General features: G+C 58.5%; 19 protein-coding genes and 5 tRNA genes. 22 read left to right on the top strand and 2 right to left on the bottom strand.

Annotated features, from left to right (window positions below; translation table 11 throughout):
• The first annotated feature begins 6 nt into the window (after nt 1–6).
• The 20 genes from I2E13_RS03700 (at nt 7) to folB (ending at nt 16,232) form a co-directional block, all read left to right on the top strand.
• Nucleotides 7–82 (top strand) — tRNA-Gly (locus I2E13_RS03700).
• Between the two features lie 34 nt (nt 83–116).
• A tRNA-Cys gene (locus I2E13_RS03695) sits at nt 117–190 on the top strand.
• A gap of 42 nt (nt 191–232) precedes the next feature.
• A tRNA-Gly gene (locus tag I2E13_RS03690) sits at nt 233–308 on the top strand.
• A 523-nt stretch (nt 309–831) separates the two neighbouring features.
• Entirely contained in the window at nt 832–2,565 is a 1,734-nt protein-coding gene (locus tag I2E13_RS03685; protein WP_229057807.1) for a glycoside hydrolase family 13 protein, read from the top strand.
• A gap of 141 nt (nt 2,566–2,706) precedes the next feature.
• Nucleotides 2,707–2,782 (top strand) — tRNA-Gly (locus tag I2E13_RS03680).
• 3 nt (nt 2,783–2,785) lie between these two features.
• Nucleotides 2,786–2,860, top strand: a tRNA-Val gene (locus tag I2E13_RS03675).
• 167 nt (nt 2,861–3,027) lie between these two features.
• Entirely contained in the window at nt 3,028–3,657 is a 630-nt protein-coding gene (locus I2E13_RS03670; protein WP_147326449.1) for a 4'-phosphopantetheinyl transferase family protein, read from the top strand.
• A gap of 29 nt (nt 3,658–3,686) precedes the next feature.
• Nucleotides 3,687–4,304 carry a TetR/AcrR family transcriptional regulator C-terminal domain-containing protein gene (locus tag I2E13_RS03665; RefSeq protein ID WP_117779246.1) on the top strand — a complete coding sequence of 206 codons (618 nt, stop codon included), beginning with the start codon at nt 3,687–3,689 and terminating at the stop codon, nt 4,302–4,304.
• Nucleotides 4,305–4,626: 322 nt separating this feature from the next.
• On the top strand, nt 4,627–5,913 hold the full coding sequence (locus I2E13_RS03660; RefSeq protein WP_271817623.1) for a thiolase family protein: 1,287 nt from the start codon (nt 4,627–4,629) through the stop codon (nt 5,911–5,913).
• Nucleotides 5,914–5,951: 38 nt separating this feature from the next.
• Nucleotides 5,952–6,374, top strand: a complete 423-nt coding sequence (locus I2E13_RS03655) for a Zn-ribbon domain-containing OB-fold protein (protein WP_117583871.1) — start codon at nt 5,952–5,954, stop codon at nt 6,372–6,374.
• Nucleotides 6,375–6,491: 117 nt separating this feature from the next.
• A complete protein-coding gene (locus I2E13_RS03650; protein ID WP_117806465.1) occupies nt 6,492–6,725 on the top strand; it encodes an acyl carrier protein in 234 nt (77 codons plus the stop codon).
• A gap of 5 nt (nt 6,726–6,730) precedes the next feature.
• Complete coding sequence (locus I2E13_RS03645; protein WP_195404221.1) at nt 6,731–7,738, top strand: phosphate acyltransferase; 1,008 nt, start codon at nt 6,731–6,733, stop codon at nt 7,736–7,738.
• Between the two features lie 3 nt (nt 7,739–7,741).
• Nucleotides 7,742–8,854, top strand: a complete 1,113-nt coding sequence (gene buk, locus I2E13_RS03640) for a butyrate kinase (RefSeq protein WP_195404220.1) — start codon at nt 7,742–7,744, stop codon at nt 8,852–8,854.
• Between the two features lie 74 nt (nt 8,855–8,928).
• The gene (locus tag I2E13_RS03635) at nt 8,929–10,128 is read left to right on the top strand and encodes an MFS transporter (protein ID WP_195404219.1); all 1,200 of its coding nucleotides are present in this window, start codon (nt 8,929–8,931) and stop codon (nt 10,126–10,128) included.
• Between the two features lie 100 nt (nt 10,129–10,228).
• Nucleotides 10,229–10,696 carry a hypothetical protein gene (locus tag I2E13_RS03630; protein WP_195404218.1) on the top strand — a complete coding sequence of 156 codons (468 nt, stop codon included), beginning with the start codon at nt 10,229–10,231 and terminating at the stop codon, nt 10,694–10,696.
• 568 nt (nt 10,697–11,264) lie between these two features.
• Nucleotides 11,265–13,487, top strand: a complete 2,223-nt coding sequence (nrdD, locus tag I2E13_RS03625) for an anaerobic ribonucleoside-triphosphate reductase (protein ID WP_195404217.1) — start codon at nt 11,265–11,267, stop codon at nt 13,485–13,487.
• A 426-nt stretch (nt 13,488–13,913) separates the two neighbouring features.
• The gene (gene nrdG, locus I2E13_RS03620; protein ID WP_195404216.1) at nt 13,914–14,495 is read left to right on the top strand and encodes an anaerobic ribonucleoside-triphosphate reductase activating protein; all 582 of its coding nucleotides are present in this window, start codon (nt 13,914–13,916) and stop codon (nt 14,493–14,495) included.
• Nucleotides 14,496–14,561: 66 nt separating this feature from the next.
• Complete coding sequence (gene folE, locus I2E13_RS03615) at nt 14,562–15,119, top strand: GTP cyclohydrolase I FolE (RefSeq protein ID WP_022094399.1); 558 nt, start codon at nt 14,562–14,564, stop codon at nt 15,117–15,119.
• A gap of 2 nt (nt 15,120–15,121) precedes the next feature.
• Nucleotides 15,122–15,703 carry an HD domain-containing protein gene (locus I2E13_RS03610; RefSeq protein ID WP_171021502.1) on the top strand — a complete coding sequence of 194 codons (582 nt, stop codon included), beginning with the start codon at nt 15,122–15,124 and terminating at the stop codon, nt 15,701–15,703.
• 43 nt (nt 15,704–15,746) lie between these two features.
• Entirely contained in the window at nt 15,747–16,232 is a 486-nt protein-coding gene (folB, locus tag I2E13_RS03605; RefSeq protein WP_195404215.1) for a dihydroneopterin aldolase, read from the top strand.
• Between the two features lie 6 nt (nt 16,233–16,238).
• On the opposite strand, the gene I2E13_RS03600 is transcribed toward folB, so the two are convergent.
• Both I2E13_RS03600 and I2E13_RS03595 read right to left on the bottom strand, forming a co-directional pair.
• The gene (locus I2E13_RS03600) at nt 16,239–17,015 is read right to left on the bottom strand and encodes a M48 family metallopeptidase (protein ID WP_229057806.1); all 777 of its coding nucleotides are present in this window, start codon (nt 17,013–17,015) and stop codon (nt 16,239–16,241) included.
• A gap of 86 nt (nt 17,016–17,101) precedes the next feature.
• Nucleotides 17,102–18,115 carry a dipeptidase gene (locus I2E13_RS03595; protein ID WP_195404213.1) on the bottom strand — a complete coding sequence of 338 codons (1,014 nt, stop codon included), beginning with the start codon at nt 18,113–18,115 and terminating at the stop codon, nt 17,102–17,104.
• 120 nt (nt 18,116–18,235) lie between these two features.
• Between I2E13_RS03595 and I2E13_RS03590 the strand changes: the two genes are divergently transcribed.
• Together I2E13_RS03590 and I2E13_RS03585 are read left to right on the top strand one after the other, a co-directional pair.
• Nucleotides 18,236–18,664, top strand: coding sequence for an FKBP-type peptidyl-prolyl cis-trans isomerase (locus I2E13_RS03590; protein WP_035138874.1), 429 nt, complete (start codon nt 18,236–18,238; stop codon nt 18,662–18,664).
• A gap of 3 nt (nt 18,665–18,667) precedes the next feature.
• A complete protein-coding gene (locus tag I2E13_RS03585) occupies nt 18,668–19,246 on the top strand; it encodes an urease accessory protein UreE (RefSeq protein ID WP_195404212.1) in 579 nt (192 codons plus the stop codon).
• The last annotated feature ends 76 nt before the right edge of the window (nt 19,247–19,322 follow it).

The following is a 19,322-nucleotide window of genomic DNA, read 5'->3' as shown; positions in this document are numbered from 1 at the left end:
CCCGAAGCGGACATGGCTCAGTTGGTAGAGCACAACCTTGCCAAGGTTGGGGTCGCGGGTTCGAGCCCCGTTGTCCGCTCCATTGCATTTCCGGACCGTTTAGGCGGTCCTTTTTCGGCGAAGTGGCCAAGTGGTAAGGCAGAGGCCTGCAAAGCCTTTACCCCCGGTTCGAATCCGGGCTTCGCCTCCAGGCAACATCCGGGCGCTCCGGCGCCCGTTTTGTTTTAAATATGCGGACATGGCTCAGTTGGTAGAGCACAACCTTGCCAAGGTTGGGGTCGCGGGTTCGAGCCCCGTTGTCCGCTCCAAACGCAACAGCCCGACTACTACGGTAGCCGGGCTTTTTCGTACCCATCGTATGGGCTCGAACCCGAGAGGGAGCGAGCGTTAAGCAAACGCGGAGCGTTTGTAGCGAGCTGGCGAGGACGCCGACAGGCGACCGAAGCCGGTGCGGATCCGCGAAGCGGATACGCAGACGCCCCGTTGTCCGCTCCAACTATCTTACGCGGTTCTAACGAACCGCGTTTTTTGTTGACGCTGCGCGAGCCCCGGGCACCCCATCTTGCCCCTCAATCGTCGGTCGCGTACATAAAGTACGCTTCCCTCCTCTTTCGCGGCAACCTGGGGCACCCGGAGCCCGCTCGCTGTCGTGGCCGGGGGAGTGGGTTTTCCGTTCTTTTCACTAATCGGTCGATTCGTCCCGGGAGGTTCGAACCCGAGAGGGAGCGAGCGTTTTGGGTCGTGGCTGTGGCGTTGTTTGCCGCGAATATCCGCTTTGGGCGTATCATCGTGGGCATCTCGCATAACCTCGTTGCAAGGGAGATACGCCCCATGGCTACAGAAAAGTCTTCTTCGCGCTCATGGATGTCCGACGCCGCGATCTATCAGATCTACCCGCGCTCGTTTAAGGATTCGACTGGTTCGGGTCTGGGCGATATCGCGGGCATTACCCAGCAGATGGACTATCTTGAGCAGCTGGGTATCGAGGCCATCTGGCTGAGCCCGTTTTACCCATCGCCTCTCGTCGATGGCGGCTATGATGTGGCGGACTACTGCGATGTCGACCCACGTCTCGGGTCGCTTGACGACTTCGATGACATGATCACTGCGGCTCACGCGCACGGCATCAAGGTCATCGTCGACATCGTGCCCAACCATTCGTCCAACCAGCACCCCTGGTTCAAAGCCGCTCTTGCCGCCGGCCCCGGATCGCCCGAGCGCGACCGTTATATCTTCCGTGATGGTCGCGGCGAGCATGGCGAGCTGCCTCCCACCAATTGGAATGCCAACTTTGGCGGCCCCGCCTGGACGCGCGTCGCGGACGGTCAGTGGTATCTGCACATGTTTACGCCCGAGCAGCCGGACTTTGACTGGTCGTGCCCCGAGGTTCATGCGTTCTTTTGCGACGTCCTGGCGTTTTGGAGCGATCGAGGCGTCGATGGCTTTCGCATTGATGTGGCGCACGGTCTCGCCAAGGATCTCGACCGCGATGACCTCGACCGGTGGCATCTCGCCGAGGGCGATGACATGGTTGACGACGGCACCCATCCGCTGTGGGACCGCAACGAGGTCCACGAGATCTATCGCGAGTGGCGCCGCGTGTTCGACCGCTATGATCCGCCACGCAGCGCCGTTGCCGAGGCGTGGGTGCTGCCCGAGCGCCAGTATCTCTACGCGCGTCCCAGCGAGCTTGGCCAGACATTCAACTTTGAGTTTGCCAAGGCCACTTGGACCTATGATGACATGCACGCTGCAATCGAGGAGGGCTTGAAGGCAGCTATAGAATCCGATTCCGCCTCGACCTGGGTGCTCTCCAACCACGACGTGCCGCGCGTGGCGACGCGCTATGCCCTGCCGCAGATCAAGGCGACGCGCTACCACCAGATTGCGCTCGACTGGCTCTTACGCGACGGGTCGTCTTATGACGAGGACCGTGAACTCGGCGAGCGCCGCGCGCGGGCGGCCCTTTTGCTCGAGCTGGCGCTTCCGGGCTCGGCATACGTGTATCAGGGTGAGGAGCTCGGCCTTTTTGAGGTGGCCGATATCCCGTGGGCCGCACTCGAAGATCCTACTGCGACCAATACGCACGGACCGAAGCGCGAGAAGGGGCGAGACGGCTGCCGTGTGCCCCTGCCGTGGGTGGCGGCGGACGATCCCGCGCAGGGCGGATCGTTTGGGTTTTCACCGGCGGACGCCGATGCGGCGCCCCATCTGCTGCAGCCTGCATGGTTTTCCGATTACGCTGCCGATAGGGAAGAAGCGGACCCGACATCGATGCTTGCGCTCTATCGTGACGCCCTCTGGCTGCGGCGCAAGCTGCGCGGGTGCGCCAACGATCTTAAGTGGCTTGATCTTGACGGACGCACCGGCCTTGCGGATGGTGCCGAGGGCGCTGAGGGTGGCGTCATCGCCTATCGCCGCGACAACGGCTGGGCGTGTGTGACGAACTTCGGTGCAGCACCCGTGGAGCTGCCGACGGGCAGGGTCCTGCTCACCTCATCACCGCTTGTAGACGGCAGGCTCGCGCAGGACAGTTCTGCCTGGATCATGCTCGCTGAGTTGTAGGGGCCTCTTGCGGCGAGTTTGCGTTTGCCTGTGCTTTCCGTGGTGGCTGATGTCTTTGCGAGGTTCGCGAGGGCGTCGCAAAACTTTTCAAAAAAAGTTCTTGCATAGGATGCGGGTATCACGTAAAATTAATCCTCGTAAGCGGACATGGCTCAGTTGGTAGAGCACAACCTTGCCAAGGTTGGGGTCGCGGGTTCGAGCCCCGTTGTCCGCTCCATTTGGGCGTTTAGCTCAGGGGGAGAGCGCTTCCCTGACACGGAAGAGGTCAGAAGTTCAAATCTTCTAACGCCCACCAAATGTTCGCAGCCCAGAGGCTATGTCCTCTGGGCTGTTTTGTTTTGGTCGCCAAATGGGTCGCCAAATGGGTCGCCAAATCGTCGGCAAAAGGTACCTCGATTCATGAAAGAGCGGTTCTGAGCGTCAGTTTAGCCTTGTCATCTCAATCGAGTGGGGTTGACCATTTTGAACATAACCGTGCACCTCGTTGACGTTTCTGCGATCGATCCCGGCGAGACCGTTGATATGGCATCAATCGCGGGACGTTATGCCTCGCGTGCCTCCAATGGAGATCTCCCCATTGCGTCTCGGAGGGAAGCTGCGGGCGTGGGTCTGCTGCTTCGCGACGCCCTGGGTGTCTTCGACGACACCCAGCTTGCGCGTTCTGCTTTCGGCAAGATCGAGCTTGCGGATGGGGAGGCCCCCTCTATCTCCATTTCACATGGCGGAAGCGTGGCCGTCCTCGCTGTTTCCGATGTTGCTCGGTCGGTCGGAGGACCTATTGGCGTGGATATCGAGGCGGTCGATGAGATTGTACCTATTGCGGTTGAGCGTATGGCGAGCTCAAGGGAACGGGCGTGGATTGACGCTGCGGCAGATTCGCAGGAACGCGCCTTTCGGCTGTGTCGGGTTTGGACGCGTATCGAAGCCGTCCTGAAGGCGGAGGGGTCCGGCTTTTCAATCGATCCCCGCAAAGACGGGTTGCCGAGCGGATGGTTTACTTCCTCGGTGGTGTTTGGCCAGTGTGTCATCTCTTGTGCAGCGCGTTCTATGCCCCATATCGCCATTGAGGAGCATGCCTTTCGGGTAGCATAGTAGCCAATCGCCAACAGGGGAGGCCTTCTATGTCACTGAACGCTAAAAACGATATTGCTTCGCGGATCGAAGGCGCCGTCTTTGAACTTATGGCGACAACGCCTGTGCAATCGATTAAGGTCACCGACGTACTCCGTCTTGCCCATACATCAAAATCAACCTTCTATCGTTGTTACCGCTCTGTCGATGATGTGGTCAAGCGCTTTGAAGATGAGCTGCTCCAGAACATGCAAGACATTAACGACGTTGCCCTTGAGGCTCGTTTTGGTGATGCGCAGCTTGATCCCACGCCCACGATGATCAAGCGCATGGAAATCCTCAAGGCCAATCGCTCGAAAGTCCTGGCGCTTAACAGCGATAACGGTGATCCCGTGTTTGCACACAAGGCAACGATCTTCATGCATGACTATTTTCGCGATCGTTTGCGGTCGACGTTTTCAGATGAGACGGACCTCGATCTGTATCTTGCTTTTGCGCTTGCGGGCCACCATAACCTCATCCAGTATTGGCTCGAAGTCCGGCCTGACCTTGAGGCACGAACCGTTGCCGCCGCGCTCAATCGCATGTTCTACGCACCGCTCTTTGTCGACGATGCATCGCGCCATTGGCATCCGCGGATCCCTGATTTTGAAAAGCCGCTCGGGTGAGCGGCTGTTTTTTAGGGATGAACGGTTGCGCATGCAGTGAACTCAAAGCGTTCCAGCCCTATGAATCGGCTTTAAGCATAGTCATTTATCTGCTATTTGGAACGAAATTTAGCTATGCGTACCAAATGATGGGACACATAGCGGCATTTTGTCCCACGGCACCAAATAAACCACTCTTACACTAAAGCTACGTTCAAAAGAACCACTGCAGTAGTTCAACGTGTGACGGCACAGAAAAGCCGCGAGCGCTCTCTCACCTTCGCTCGCGGCCGGACTGCGCCATCATTTCGTACACCTTCACATGATTAGGATGTGATATTCAGTGGTTACGCTCGGAAAGAACATGCGCAGCGTCTCGATTGTAGGCGTAGGCTGCACCCCGTTCAAGGATTTTGAGGAACATCCCGAGACCCAGGGTATTGGCGAGGGCGAGGCGTTTGGCTATGCGGCCCTCGAGGCAATTGCCGATGCCGGTCTTGAGCCCCGCGATATCGACTTTTTCTATCACGGCAGCGCCAATCCGTATCTTGTTGGCGATTGCATTACCCCCAACATGCAGGTTGCCGATTGGTTTGGCGTTCGCGCCAAGGGTTCCGTCCATCATTCCGAGGCTTGCTGCACGGGCTACGTCGCCCTTGAGCAGGCCGTGATGGCAGTCGCCTCCGGTGCCTACGATGTCGTCCTTACGGGTGCCTGCGATTTGGCTTCGACCCTTCCCGTTGAGCACATGCCCTCGCATATTCGCCAGGACTTTACGCTCGACGTCATGATTCCCTCGCTCGATAAGATCTATGACCGCGCGTATGGTCGCCCACTCGATGGTGCCTTTGGCGTGTCGTTCGACAACTGGATCAACGAGTATTCGATGCAGTACGACCTTACTGCCGATCAGATCGATGACGCCCTGAACGGCCTTACCAAGAGCCTTCGCCGCGGTGCCGTCCTGAATCCCCTTGCCTGGTACGAGACCACGGTCGAGGAGGATGCGAAGGCAGCTGGGTTCGATACCGCCGACGAGTATCTCAAGAGCATGTACAACCCGCGCGTTACGCAGTACCTGCGCGTTACCGGCTTTGAGAAGAAGTGCGACGGTGCCGCCGCTGTTGTCGTGATGCCCACGGAGAAGGCCAAGGCCATGGGCGTGCCGTATGCGCCTATCGAGGTGCTGGGTACGGGCGCCTCTGCTGTCGAGGCCGGTCTGCTCCACAACGAGCACTGGGCTACCGAGCTTGCCGCCAAGCAGGTCTATGACCTTACCGGCGTGAGCTCCGACGAGATTGACCTGTTTATGTGCAACGACTTCTTCCTGGCTTCCGAGATTGTCTCGGCTGAGGAGTGCGGCTATATTCCGCGCGGCGAGGCTTGGAAGTACGCGATCGATGGTCGCACCGCTTTTGACGGTGATAAGCCCATCAACCCGCACGGTGGCCGTTGCAACTTCGGTCACGCTCATGGCGCATCCGGCATCGCCGATATCGTCGAGGCCGTCAAGCAGATGCGCGGCGTCGCCGGTGCCACCCAGATGAAGAAGGTTCCCGAGACGGCCTTCCTGCGCGGTTTTGGCGGTTCTCAGAATGTGCGCTGCCAGATTCTTCGTACCGTCGCCTAAGCGACCGCGGTTTTCGATTTCCCATAAGGAGTATTCTCATGCAACTCAAAGATATGGAGCCCGTGGTCAAGAAGTTCTACACGGGTCTTGAAGAGGGCATCTATTGGGCACGTCAGTGCCCCGAGTGCGGAGCCGTCGAGTTTCCGCCCCACCTTGCCTGCAATGCCTGCGGCTACCACAAGACCGATTGGGTCCAGGTTTCCGGTCACGGCCATCTGATCGATTTTACCCTGCCTGGTCCGCAGAACGACAAGCCCTACCTCAAGGAGTATGGCAAGTACGCCTACGGCGCCGTCGATATCGACGAAGGCTCTCAGTACACCTACGTCATCTATGGCATTACCAAGAAGAAGGCCCCCGAGATCCGCGCCAAGCTCATGGCGGGCGAGACCGTGGGCGTCCATGCCAAGGTCATCGACCGACCGGGCTACAAAGAGCTCACGTTCGAGCTTGACGACTAGGCTTTCACACTAGGCTTTCACCCCTATAACAATTCGCTTCCTCTCTTAGGCCACGGCGGGACCCATGTCTCCAGCCCGCCGTGGCTACCCCTCTTTTTATCTTAGAAAGGCACCATCATGAACGAAGAACTCACTCAGCAGATCTGCGATTTTGCCAAGTCCGCTTACAACTACGATGGCGATGTGACCCCCGAGACGACGTTTGAGACCCTGGGCAAGGGCTCGATGAAGATGATCGCCCTGACCTCCATGATCGAGAACGAGCTCGATGCCGAGGTCCCCGTTCGCGAGGTCATGGTCATGAAGACCATCCGCGAGCTTATCGAGCGCACTGCCGAAGAGATGGAGTAGCTGCCATGGACCTGATGCAGACCCTGCGCGAGCAGGCTGCCGCCAAGCCTATGCGCGTTGCTTTTCCCGAGGGCGAAAACGAGACCATGATGCAGGCGGTCGCAAAGATCGCCGCCGAGCATCTTGCCGAATGTGTGCTGGTCGGCGACGGCGGTAAGCTCAAGGAGCTTGCCGATGAGCGCGACATCTCCCTTGACGGCATCGAGATTGTCGATGTGACCGACGAGGAGGCGAACACCGCTTGCTGCGAGCGCTATCTTTCGCATCCGGATTGCAAGTTTAAGCCCAAGGGCGCCGCGCGCCGTATGACGCGTCCGCTTGAGCGCGCCCTGATTTTGCAGGTGCTCGGCGATGTCGACGTAATGTTCGCCGGCATTGATAACGCCACGGGCGATATTATCCTGGCGGGTCAGACCATCGTCGGCCTTGCCGACGGGGTGGACACCGTGAGCTCGTGCGGTATCGCCGACATTCCCAACTGGAACGGCGGCGAAGGTGGCCTTTTGGCTTTTGGCGATTCCGCCGTTTGCGTCGACCCTACGAGCGAGGAACTTGCCTCGATCGCGATTTCGTCGAGCGAAACGGTGCGCTCGCTGACCGGATGGGATATCCGTTGCGCGCTGCTTTCGCATTCGACTGACGGCTCGATGGATAACGAGCTCGTCGACAAAGTACGCCGCGCTCGCGAGATTGCCAACGATCGCCGTCCCGACCTTGCCATCGACGGCGAGTTCCAGTTTGATTCGGCGATTAACCCCAAGGTTGCGGCCAAGAAGGTACGTCGTGAGTCCGCTGTTGCGGGACAGGCCAACGTGGTCATCTGGCCCGATATCAACGTGGGCAATATCGGCGTCAAGATCATCCAGAACCTGACCGGCGCCAATGCTTACGGCCCCATGCTTCAGGGCTTCAAGAAGATCGTGTGCGATTGCTCGCGCTCTGCGCCCGTCGACGAGATCGTCGGCAACGTGGTGATGAGCTGCGTGCGCGCCCAGGCGCTTAAGGAGGCTTAAGATATGTCCGATAAAAAGACTCCCTGGCGCATCCTGGTAATCAACCCGGGTTCCACTTCCACGAAAGTGGGCGTTTTTGAGGGTGATGAGTGCAAGCTCAGCAAGAACGTTGCGCACGATGCGAAGGACCTCGCCCAGTTCGATGGGGTTTCGGCTCAGATGCCGTATCGCTGCGATCTGATTCTTGGAGCACTGGGGGAGGCGGGCCTGAAGCTCGAGGACTTTGATGCATTTGTCGGTCGCGGCGGCGGCTTGCTTTCGTTGCCCGGCGGCACGTATGCCATCAACGAGGTCATGCTCGAGCATGCCCGCATCGGTGCGAACGGCATTCAGCACCCGGCGCAGCTTGGCCCCCAGATTGCCCATGAGTTCGCCTCAAAGACGGGAAAGCCCTCTTTTGTGGTGAATCCTCCCGATACCGACGAGCTGTGCGACCTCGCACGTATGACGGGCATTAAGGGCGTGTATCGAAACGTGCACCTGCACGCCCTTAATCTCAAAGAGACTGCCATTCGCCACGCGGCAAAGCTCGGTCGTGCATATGACGAGTGCAACTTTATTGTCTGTCATATCGGCGGTGGCATTTCGATTTCCGCTCACCTTAAGGGCAAGATGGTCGACGGCAACGACATCGTCGGCGGCGAGGGCCCCATGGCGCCGACGCGCTGTGGCTCGGTCCCCGCAATCGAGGTCGCGAAGTATACGGCGGAGCATGGTCTCGACGTTGCCCGCGCCCATTGCATGAAGACCGGTGGCTTCGTTGACCTTTTGGGTACGTCCGATGCCATCGAGGTGTGCGAGCGCGCCGCCGCGGGCGATGAGGCCGCGGCTCGCGCCTGGGATGCGATGGTTTACCAAATCTGCAAGTGGATTGGCGAGATGGCCTGTGTGCTGAAGGGCGACGTCGACGGCATCTTGCTCGGAGGCGGCATGGTCCACAGCAAGGAGCTCGTTGCCTCGATTGAGGAATGCTGCTCTTGGATCGCCCCCGTGTCGGCTTATCCCGGCGAGTTTGAGCTCGAGGCGATGGCGTCTGGCGCCTGCCGCGTGCTCGATGGTGTCGAGGAAGCGCTCGTGTACAGCGGAGAGCCCGTGTTCACCGGATTCAACGACTGATAGTGCTGTGTTTGGGGCGGCCGCTGGTGATGCCTGGCCGCTCCGACCCTTTTCTTTAAGTGTAAGGATGGATCATGGATAAAACCAAGATCAAGTACCTGGTGGGCATTTACGCAGCCGCCATGTGCATCATGGGCATGCTCGTGCCCGTTCCCATCGTGGCCTCTGTTGCGGCCGCGTTTCCCAACGAGAACATCGCTGCCGTTCAGATGATTATCGGCATCATCCCGTTGATGATGGCGTTGTCCGCCATGCTCGTCTCTTCACAGCTTGCCTCTCGCGTGTCCAAGAAGAAGACGACGCTCGTCGGTCACATTATCGTGATGCTGGCAGGCGCCTCGGTGCTGGTGTTCCACGACTCGCTCGGCCAAGTCTTAGCGGCTTCTGCTGTCATGGGCCTTGGTCTCGGCGCCGTGCAGAATTCAACGGACGCTCTTATCGCGGATTACTTTGGCGGAAAGCAGCGCTCGTTTGTCATGGGCATCTACTCCACTTTTGTTGCACTGGGCGGCATTATCTGGACGATGGTTTCCGGCATCTTGGGTTCTGCCGAGTGGTTCCACAGCTATGCGGCGTACTTCATCATGATCATTTTCATCGTAATCGAGGCTGTTTGCCTTCCTGAGGGTCATCTTGAGCCCAAGCGCAAGGTCAACGTGTTTGCCAATATGCCTAAAGAGGTCGCGATTATCACGCTCATGAGCTTTGTGTTCGTACTTACGTTCCAGCTTTTCAGCTCCAACGTTTCGCTGCTTGTTGTAGGTCGCGGCTTTGGCGGTACCGTGGAGGCCGGTCTTGCCTCTACCGTTATGACCGTTGCCGGTATTGCGGCTGGTCTTTTGGTCGGTCCGCTGTTTGCCAAGTTCAAGAACCTGGCTATGCCGATCGCGTGGGGCGTGACGCTCGTTGGCCTGGGCCTGACGCTGGTTGCGCCCGCCTTTATGGTGCTGTGCGTTGCGGGCTTTGTCGTTGCGCTGGGCAAGGAGACCTACGTGCCGCTGGAGGGCAATTTTGCTGCCGGCAACTCTGCCCCCGAGGGACGTGCGTTTAACCTCGCCATTGGCATGGCAGGTATCAACTTTGGCATGGCATTGTCTCCCATTGTGTTTGAGGCCGTGACGTCGCCGTTTGGTGCAACGATTGACCAGAAGTTCATCGCCGGCATGATCGTCTGTGCGGCTTGTGTCGTCTTTGGCGCCATTAAGTATCGCAAGCTCACCCCGGCCCAGCTTGCCGAGGCCGAGAAGATGGCAGCCGGCGGCGAGGCGGAGTAGCCGCTCGAGTAGTTGCTTTGCCGTACATCATGTTTTATCGGGGCCGCCGACATATGCCGGCGGCCCTCTTTCTATCAATGACTTTGAAAGGCTTACGGCTATGAAGTTACCTGTCAGGCGCGTTATCGGTATTCTCAACGGCTTCTTTAACCCGCTATTGCTCTGCGCGTTTCTCCCCATCATTGAAGGGGCGCCTGGCTTGGATCTGACGGGCCCCACGGGCTTTTGGGGACAACTCATCGTGGCCACGGTGATCGCCGAGGTTCTGAGCGCACTCCCGCTGTTTGGCAAAACGGTTGGTATGTGCCTGGACTTTTTTGGTTTTGAGCAGGGGAGTGCATCACACAAGATCGCCGGTACGGTCATCGGTGCCACGCTCCTTTTTATGGTGATCGGTTTTGGCGAGATTGCCTTCCAAGGAGGATTCGGAACGATTGAAGGCCGTACATTCTTCGCGCGTTGGGCCGGCCTCGTCACAAAGGGATGGGCCTTTGTGGTTATCGCCGGCGTGCTGCTCGATCCCTTTACAGCGGCTCTCGGCCGCACGATAGTTCGCGAAGAGAAGTAATAGATCCTCGCCTATCGAATGCCGGCGGACGGGGCGCCGGGGCTGTAGTCTTCCGAGCGTTTACAGTCCTGTCGCTCCGTCCGCCGGCATTCGACCGCAACATGTTGGTCAAGCATAATCTTTTGGATTCTTTTGGCGTGAGCGGCTTGGTTTTGGTAGGATTTGTCAGCGGCTTGACTAAGGGGGTTTTATAACTGCCATGCAGGTAGCCGTGTTGGTAACGTTTTACCGACTTGTCAAATACCCCTCATTTTTAATGCGTCTGCAAAATGACTAATTGCTTTGACCTGCTGAAACACTATATGTTGTGTTTGACCTAAAAAAAGAATACAGGATATAGATGCCTCTTTGTCGTATGATAGATGGCGGACAGAGAACGAAGACCTTAACTGCCTCTTTTGAACGTGTCCTTGAACCGCTTGATCGGCTCCTGGGAATGTCCGCATGGAGGCTTATGGTTTATCGAGAACACAGATTGCGCGACGGCGCCGCAAGACAGGGACAGGCCCTGCCGGGCATCGTTTGGCTCTGAAGCGCAATGAGACTACGACGCGAAAGAGGCAAGAGGATGAAGATCATCAAGCGCAGCGGCACCGAGGTTGTCTTTGACATCGATAAGATCGTCAATGCCATCCGCGCCGCCAACTTGGAGGTCGAGGAGAGCTCTCGTCTAACCGACCGCCAGGTGGTTTACGCGGCACAAAACGTCGCCGAGGCATGCGAGAACGCGGGCCACACCGTTTCGGTCGAGGAGATCCAGGATTTGGTCGAGGACGAGATCATGCGTCTCGACTGCTACGAGGTTGCTCGCCACTACATCATCTATCGCTATGTTCAGAGCCTGAAGCGCCAGAAGAACACGACCGACGACAAGATTTTGTCGCTGATCGAGTGCAATAACGAAGAGGTCAAGCAGGAGAACTCTAACAAGAACCCGACCGTCAATTCCGTCCAGCGCGACTATATGGCCGGCGAGATTTCCAAGGACCTGACTCAGCGTGTGCTGCTGCCCCAGGAGATCGTGGATGCCCACAATGAGGGCCTGATCCACTTCCACGATTCCGACTACTTTGCCCAGCACATGCATAACTGCGACCTGGTGAACCTGGAGGACATGCTCCAGAACGGCACCGTTATCTCGGGCACGCTGATCGAGAAGCCGCACAGCTTCTCGACTGCCTGCAACATCGCGACGCAGATTATCGCCCAGGTTGCTTCCTCCCAGTACGGCGGCCAGTCTATTTCACTGACCCATCTCGCCCCCTTTGTCGAGGTGAGCCGTCAAAAGATTCGCGGCGAGGTTGCCCGCGAGCTCGAGGAGCTCGGTGTTTCGGCATCTGCCGAAAAGGTCCGTGAGGTCGTTGAGGACCGTCTGCGTGACGAGATCCGTCGCGGCGTCCAGACGATTCAGTATCAGGTCGTGACCCTTATGACCACAAACGGCCAGGCGCCGTTTGTGACGGTCTTTATGTATCTCAACGAGGCTCGCTCAGCGCAGGAGAAGCACGACCTTGCCATGATCGTGGAGGAGACGCTTCGTCAGCGCTATGAGGGCGTTAAGAACGAAGCCGGTGTGTGGATTACCCCGGCATTCCCCAAGCTTATCTATGTACTCGAGGACGATAATGTTCACGAGAATTCCCCGTACTTCTACCTGACCCAGCTGGCTGCCAAGTGCACCGCCAAGCGCATGGTGCCCGACTACATCTCCGAGAAGAAGATGCGCGAGCTCAAGCTGTCTAAGGGCGAGACCGCTGGCAACGGCGATTGCTACACCTGCATGGGTTGCCGCAGCTTCTTGACGCCCGACCGCTCCGGTAACGGATTTAACAATGTGGCCAACGCGCTGAACTATGACCCGAACAAGCCCAAGTACTACGGTCGCTTTAACCAGGGTGTTGTGACCATCAACCTGCCCGATGTCGCGCTGAGCTCGCATCAGGACATGGACAAGTTCTGGAAAATCTTCGACGAGCGCCTCGAGCTGTGCCACCGCGCCCTGCTGTGCCGTCATGAGCGTCTGATGGGTACGCTTTCGGATGCCGCGCCGATTCTTTGGCAGTACGGTGCCCTCGCCCGCCTGAAGAAGGGCGAGACGATCGACAGGCTGCTCGTGGGCGGCTATTCCACCATCAGCCTGGGGTATGCCGGCCTGTATGAGTGCGTCAAGTACATGACGGGCCACAGCCACACCGAGAAGGAGGGCACGCCCTTTGCTATGGCCGTCATGCAGCGTATGAACGATAAGTGCGCCGAGTGGAAGGCCGAAAGCGATATTGACTTCTCGCTGTACGGTACCCCGCTTGAGTCGACGACCTACAAGTTCGCCAAGTGCCTGCAGCGTCGTTTTGGCATCATCCCGGGCGTGACGGACAAGGGCTACATCACCAACAGCTACCACGTCCACGTGTCCGAGGAGATCGACGCATTCGACAAGCTCAAGTTCGAGGGCATGTTCCAGCAGCTTTCGCCGGGCGGTGCCATCTCCTACGTCGAGGTTCCCAACATGCAGGACAACCTCAAGGCTGTCATCCGCGTGATGCAGTACATCTACGACAACATCATGTACGCCGAGCTCAACACCAAGAGCGACTACTGCCAGGTGTGCGGCTACGATGGCGAGATCCGCATTGTCGAGGACGATGGCAAGCTGGTGTGGGAGTGCCCCAACTGCGGCAATCGTGACCAGGAGAAGATGAACGTCGCTCGTCGTACGTGCGGCTACATCGGTACCCAGTTCTGGAACCAGGGTCGAACCGAGGAGATCCGCGACCGCGTGCTGCATCTCTAATAACCATCCCAGGCTGCCCCGTAGCGAGGCCCCGGACCTTTACTCGCTATTTCGGACAGTCCTGGCTCACGACGGAGGCGCCACTGGCGCCTCCTGTTCGTGCGGAACTCATATCGAGCAAAGGTCCGGGGCCTCGCTACGGGGCGGCCGAGCTGACGTAGCTGAGATGCAGCACACAGCCTGCTCACTCCTCGAAGTTCTTAGCGGAAATGAGTTGACCTGCGACAACGGTCTGCTTGCGATAACGGTTGAGCTGCAGCATTGTTTTTATTGGACCTCGAACCCTATACTCGATGTTCGCTGAGTTCATTGAGTATCGCTCGCGAGGGGTCTGGAGTATATCGTCCCGCCCGCAGTTTCGCAGGCCGCAGGCCGAGAATGTTTGAGGACGGGATGATATGCTCCAGACCCCCAGGAAGGTTACTTATGAACTACGCGAACATTAAGTATTTCGACATTGCTGATGGGGAAGGCGTTCGTACTTCTCTGTTTGTGAGCGGGTGCCGTCGTGGGTGCAAGAATTGCTTTAACTCTGTTGCGTGGGACTTTGCTGCGGGCGAGCCCTTTGATCGCGCCGTCGAGGACAAGATTATCGAGAGCCTCGACCATCCCTTTATCGATGGTCTGACGATTTTGGGCGGCGAGCCTATGGAGCCTGAGAATCAGGCGGGACTCGTTGAGTTTGTCGAGCGTGTTCGTGAGGCTTATCCCGTGGAGTCGGGGAAGACCATTTGGTGCTTTACCGGTGACGTGCTCGAGGAGCTTATGCCGGGTGGTCGTCACCATACTGAGGTGACGGACCGTATCCTTGCCTGCCTCGACATGTTGGTGGATGGCCCGTTTGTTCAGGATCTTTATGATATCTCATTGCGTTTTAGGGGCTCGAGTAACCAGCGCGTGATCGATATGAACGCTACGCGCGACCGCGCTGTGCGCGAGGGCGTTGCGCTTTGTGATGCGGTTGAACTTTGGCGTGATGATCCGATCTATTCGACCCATACTATGTAGCTTGTGGTCGATGCCGGAGGGCGTGGTACCATAGCGCGAACGTGAAATCGGAAAAGTGAGGCCCAGATGGTCGATCAGGAAAAAGTCGAGGCCGCCATTAAGCTGTTGCTTGAGGGTATAGGCGAGGACCCAACTCGTGAGGGCCTGCTGGAGACCCCGGCGCGCGTTGCCCGTATGTATGGTGAGATCGCCGGCGGCATGGACCAGAGTGCCGAGGAGCACCTGTCCAAAACCTTTGCCGTCGCTTCGAACGATTTGGTTATCGAGCGCGACATTACGTTCTACTCGCTGTGCGAACATCATCTGCTGCCGTTTTATGGCAAGGCCGCCATTGGTTATATCCCTAACGGTCGGGTGGCTGGGCTTTCCAAACTCGCCCGCACGGTTGAGGTTTATGCCCGCCGTCTTCAGCTGCAGGAGCAACTGTGTGCACAGGTTGCCGATGCCCTCATGGATTATCTCGCTCCCCAGGGAGCGATCGTGTTGATGGAGGCCGAGCATATGTGCATGACCATGCGCGGCGTGCAAAAGCCCGGCACCAAGACCGTGACGCTCGCTCGCCGCGGCGTCTTTGAGACCGATCCCGCGCTCGAGGAGCGTTTCTTTAGGATGCTGGGCCGCTAACCATGAGAGTCGTCAACGACTTTACATCGAAGACCGATGAGGGGACGTCGCGTCGCGGCTTTATGGCTTCGGGCCTGGCCCCCTTTGGTGCCATGCCTCGCATTGATTACATTTGTGCCAACGGGCTGTTCCGGCGGCACCTGGGCAACATTGCACAGTTGGAATCGGGGCGCATCTTCTGCCGCCACGGTATTGACCATCTGCTCGATGTCGCTCGCATTATGTGGATCAAGAATCTCGAGGAACAGCTCGAATTTGACCGCGAGGTCATCTACGCCACGGCACTTCTTCACGATATCGGCAAAGATGAACAGTATGAATCGGGTATATCCCATGATGTTGCAAGTGAACGCGTCGCTGATGCGATTCTCGGCGGCATGCCCGATGACGTGGCGTTTGAGCCGGCCGATGCCGCAGCCATTAAGACGGCCATTCTGGGCCATCGAAAGCTGCGCGTGAACAGCCAACCGCTTGAGCGTCTGCTCTATGCAGCCGACAAAGCGTCGCGTGCCTGCTTTGCATGTCCCGCGCGCAACGCTTGCAACTGGAGCGATGATAAAAAGAACCTGTCGATTCGCGTGTAGTTAGTTTGCGCGGTCGGGGTTCTAAATGAAGGAGACGATCGCGTTGAGTAACAAGAAACTGCCCGAGAATGCAACCAAGACTGAAGGTGCTGAGCTCGCCCGCCGTGGAAGGGGCGAAATATCCACCGCAACGGCGGTGTCTCACGTGAGCTATGACGATCTGCGCCATGCCGATCGCATTGTCATTGACGGCCTTGAGGTTTTTGCCAACCATGGCGTGTATCCCGAGGAGAATGCGCTGGGTCAGAAGTTCATCGTTTCTCTGGTGCTCTATGCCGACCTGCGCGCGGCGGGGGAGCACGATAACCTGGATGCCTCGATTGACTACGGCTCGGTGTGCCACGATGTCGATGGCTATCTGCGCGAGCATACGTTTAAGCTCATCGAGGCGGCAGCCGAGGGGACAGCCCAGATGCTGCTGCGCCGTTATCCCTCGCTGCTTGGTGTGCGCATAAAGCTCGATAAGCCGTGGGCTCCTGTTGGCCTGCCCCTGGCAAGCTGCGGCGTCGAGATCGAGCGCGTGCGCTAACCGGTTCTAATACGACTCTATGGGTGGCTGCTTGAGCCGCTGCGACAGAGCTTTATTGTTGGGACAGTACGTGTCGAGCAGGGCGTGGAATCGCTGATTGTGGCTTGGCTCGAGCAAGTGGACGAGCTCGTGGGCGACAACCATGTCGAGGCATTCGATGGGATAGGCGGCAAGTTCGCGTGCGATGCGAATGGCGCCGGTCTTGGGCGTGCATGATCCCCAGCGCGTTTTCATGCTGCGCACGGAGACGCGGGCCACGGTGACGCCCATTGCGATTTCGTACGCGTGCACCATATCGTACAGCGCCGTGGTGACCTCGGTTGCACAGAGCTGGTCGATATGGGCTTGGAGCTCATCGGACGTTAGGCCGTCGAGGATTGCGCGCCGCTTGGCCTGTGGGCCTTCGTCCGATTCGTCGGTACCCATAAAACTTGCGAAGGTGGCCTGTTTGGGTCGCGGTGCGGGTGATGCAAAGTTGTGATCGAGTGCATCCTGTACCGTGATGGGCTTGCCCCAAAGTGCAATGATGGACGAGGGGCTGAGCGGCTCTCGTGCCGTCGCCTGACGTTGCTCGCGCTGGGCAAGTCGGCTGATAATCCAGGCGCTGTTGCGCTTCACAAACGCTTCGATACGCTCGCGGCTGGCGCCGATCGGTGCGCTGGCGTGGACCTCGCCGCTCGATGTGACGCGTAGGTTGAAGTTCTTGACGCGCTTTTTGGTAACGACGACGGGGATGAGCGTTCCATCCGGTCGGGGTACGGAAATCGTAAATTGCTGCGTCAAATGTGATCCTTCAGATTGGGGACGGGCCGGCATGTCGACCGCTCGGCATGCCGGGCCGCTCAAGGGATGCGAAATTAATTGCGCTCTTAATAGCGCTCGAAGAAGGCGAGCGCGTTGTCGCTGCAGAGCTTCTGCATCACGGTCTTGCCAAAGTGCTTGGAGAGCATGTTCTGGAATTCGGGCATCTTGCTGGCATCAGAGAGGAAGTCGGGTACCTTGGCGCCGTCCCAGTCGCCGCCGAGTGCGATGACATCTTCGCCGCCCAGGTCGAGCCAGTGCTCGATATGTGCCGCCAGCTGGTCGAAGGTGACGTCTGCGGCGGTTTCGTCGGTTGCGTCGTTGGAAAGGAACTCGCTGCAGTAGTTGAGGCCGACGATGCCACCCATGTCGCGAATGGTGCGGAACTGGTCGTCGGTGAGGTTGCGCTTGACGCCGCAGACGGTGCGGGAGTTGGAGTGGCTGGCGACGAAGGGGCGCGTGGCATGGGCGACAACCTCGTCAAAGCACTCATCGTTGAGGTGGGAGACGTCGAGCACCATGCCGGCGTGCTCCATCTGCGTAAGTGCCTCGATGCCGGCGGCGGTGAGACCGGCGTGTGTGTCGTGGCCGCTCGCGAGCGGTCCCTGCGCGTTCCAGCTGAGTGATGACATGAGTACGCCCAGGCTCTTGAGCACCTCGATCAGCGCGGGGTCCTCGGCAAAGAACGTGGCGTTTTCGATGGTGTGGATGCAAGCGACCTTGCCGTCCTTGAGTGCGGGGCGAATGTCGGCGGCGCTGCGCACGTTGACCATGCGGTCGTGGTTGAGCATTGCTTGGCCGCTCATGTGTGCCATGATCTGCGCCTGGAAGCGCGCGGCGTGGGCGGTGGGAATCTCGTCGGGGACAAATGTGGCGAAGCACTGTGCCCACGGCGTGTTGCCGATCTTTGCGAGCGAGATGGCGCAGGCGTTGCCCTCGATGAGGTCGAAATCTTGCGGATGCGTTTCGTCGCCGGGGAAATAACCGTCGGTGCCGGCGGTAAAGCGCAGGTCGAGATCGAGCGTGGCCCAGCCGATGCGGTCGGCGGTGTCGCAGTGTAGGTCAAATACGGGATATGCCATGGTTCCTCCGGTTGCAGCGTTTCTTTGCAAACTGTCTTTGAATTGTATGACTAGGGTATAGTTAGCGCCATATGTTCACGGCGGCCCGCGTTGTGCGCCGCCCTTATCACGGAGGTTACCATGTCCAACCAGGGCAAGAAGGTCAAGACTCATTATCGCGGCACGCTCGACGACGGCACGCAGTTCGACAGCTCCTACGATCGCGGCGAGCCGCTGGAGTTCACCTGCGGCGCCGGCCAGATGATCAAGGGCTTCGACGCCGCTGTTGTCGACATGCAGGTGGGCGAGAAGAAGACCGTGCACATTCCTGCTGCTGATGCCTATGGCGAGCACAACCCCGAGATGGTTCTGACCTTCCCGGCCGAACAGGTTCCCAATATCGAGCAGATCGAGAAGGGCATGAAGCTCTTCCTGTCCACGCCGAGCGGTATGCCCGTCCCCGCCGTGGTCATTGACGTAACGCCCGAGGCCGTGACGCTCGACGCCAACCACGAGCTGGCCGGCAAGGACCTCAACTTTGATATCGAGCTCGTCGAGGTCGAGGGCTAGAGCATGCCTGAACGCTTGGTTTCGACGACATGCTTGGGAAATCTCAACGATCCGTCCTATGAACTCCTGCTTCGCCGGGAGCTGGGTGGTGTCTTTGAAGTTGACGAGCTGCTGCTCGATTGGGACCAGGCTGATGTATGCGCGTTTGTGGGTGTGACGGAGCTGGGGCGCACAGTCGATGTTCGGCTGGATGCTGCCGACGACGGTCGTCTTGCCGATGGTGACGTGCTCGCCATCGACCGTTCGGGCATGGCGCCCGTGGCGGTTGTCGTGCGCCTGCGCAGTGCCGAGGTTTATTTGGTCGAAGTTGACCGCATGGACCCGATTGCGCTCGCGCATGCGTGCTGGGAGATCGGCAATATGCACGCGCCGATTTTCCGAGGCGACTCGGATGAGCATACCGTGCGCATGTATACGCCGGTGCAGCCTGTTTTGGGCCGTATGCTTCGCGGCGTCGAGGGTGTTCGGCTCTCGGTGGTTACCCGTGAACTCGATGCGGACCGGCGCTTTGCGTCGAGTGCGGCAGAGGTTGTCGTGAGCATGGCTCCCGACTTTACCATCGTAAAAAAGACGCGCGGCTAAGTGCGCGTATGCGCAAGACGGGCTTTGAGGGGCGACTAATCAAAGTCCGTCTTGCTGTTGATAGGAGGCTTTGGGG

Origin of the sequence: Collinsella aerofaciens (genome assembly GCF_015554145.1) — a bacterium.
GTDB lineage: Bacteria > Actinomycetota > Coriobacteriia > Coriobacteriales > Coriobacteriaceae > Collinsella > Collinsella aerofaciens_AA.
The sequence above is the reverse complement of the archived record's forward strand: the minus strand, read 5'-3'. Positions and strand labels throughout refer to the sequence as shown.

Excerpts from the sequence above, each read along its gene's own strand:
- I2E13_RS03685 (WP_229057807.1), top strand. The coding sequence starts at position 832 with ATGGCTACAGAAAAGTCTTCTTCGCGCTCATGGATGTCCGACGCCGCG.
- I2E13_RS03665 (WP_117779246.1), top strand. The coding sequence starts at position 3,687 with ATGTCACTGAACGCTAAAAACGATATTGCTTCGCGGATCGAAGGCGCC.
- I2E13_RS03655 (WP_117583871.1), top strand. The coding sequence starts at position 5,952 with ATGCAACTCAAAGATATGGAGCCCGTGGTCAAGAAGTTCTACACGGGT.
- I2E13_RS03650 (WP_117806465.1), top strand. The coding sequence starts at position 6,492 with ATGAACGAAGAACTCACTCAGCAGATCTGCGATTTTGCCAAGTCCGCT.
- I2E13_RS03645 (WP_195404221.1), top strand. The coding sequence starts at position 6,731 with ATGGACCTGATGCAGACCCTGCGCGAGCAGGCTGCCGCCAAGCCTATG.
- buk (WP_195404220.1), top strand. The coding sequence starts at position 7,742 with ATGTCCGATAAAAAGACTCCCTGGCGCATCCTGGTAATCAACCCGGGT.
- I2E13_RS03635 (WP_195404219.1), top strand. The coding sequence starts at position 8,929 with ATGGATAAAACCAAGATCAAGTACCTGGTGGGCATTTACGCAGCCGCC.
- I2E13_RS03630 (WP_195404218.1), top strand. The coding sequence starts at position 10,229 with ATGAAGTTACCTGTCAGGCGCGTTATCGGTATTCTCAACGGCTTCTTT.
- nrdD (WP_195404217.1), top strand. The coding sequence starts at position 11,265 with ATGAAGATCATCAAGCGCAGCGGCACCGAGGTTGTCTTTGACATCGAT.
- nrdG (WP_195404216.1), top strand. The coding sequence starts at position 13,914 with ATGAACTACGCGAACATTAAGTATTTCGACATTGCTGATGGGGAAGGC.
- folE (WP_022094399.1), top strand. The coding sequence starts at position 14,562 with ATGGTCGATCAGGAAAAAGTCGAGGCCGCCATTAAGCTGTTGCTTGAG.
- I2E13_RS03610 (WP_171021502.1), top strand. The coding sequence starts at position 15,122 with ATGAGAGTCGTCAACGACTTTACATCGAAGACCGATGAGGGGACGTCG.
- I2E13_RS03595 (WP_195404213.1), bottom strand. The coding sequence starts at position 18,115 with ATGGCATATCCCGTATTTGACCTACACTGCGACACCGCCGACCGCATC.
- I2E13_RS03590 (WP_035138874.1), top strand. The coding sequence starts at position 18,236 with ATGTCCAACCAGGGCAAGAAGGTCAAGACTCATTATCGCGGCACGCTC.
- I2E13_RS03585 (WP_195404212.1), top strand. The coding sequence starts at position 18,668 with ATGCCTGAACGCTTGGTTTCGACGACATGCTTGGGAAATCTCAACGAT.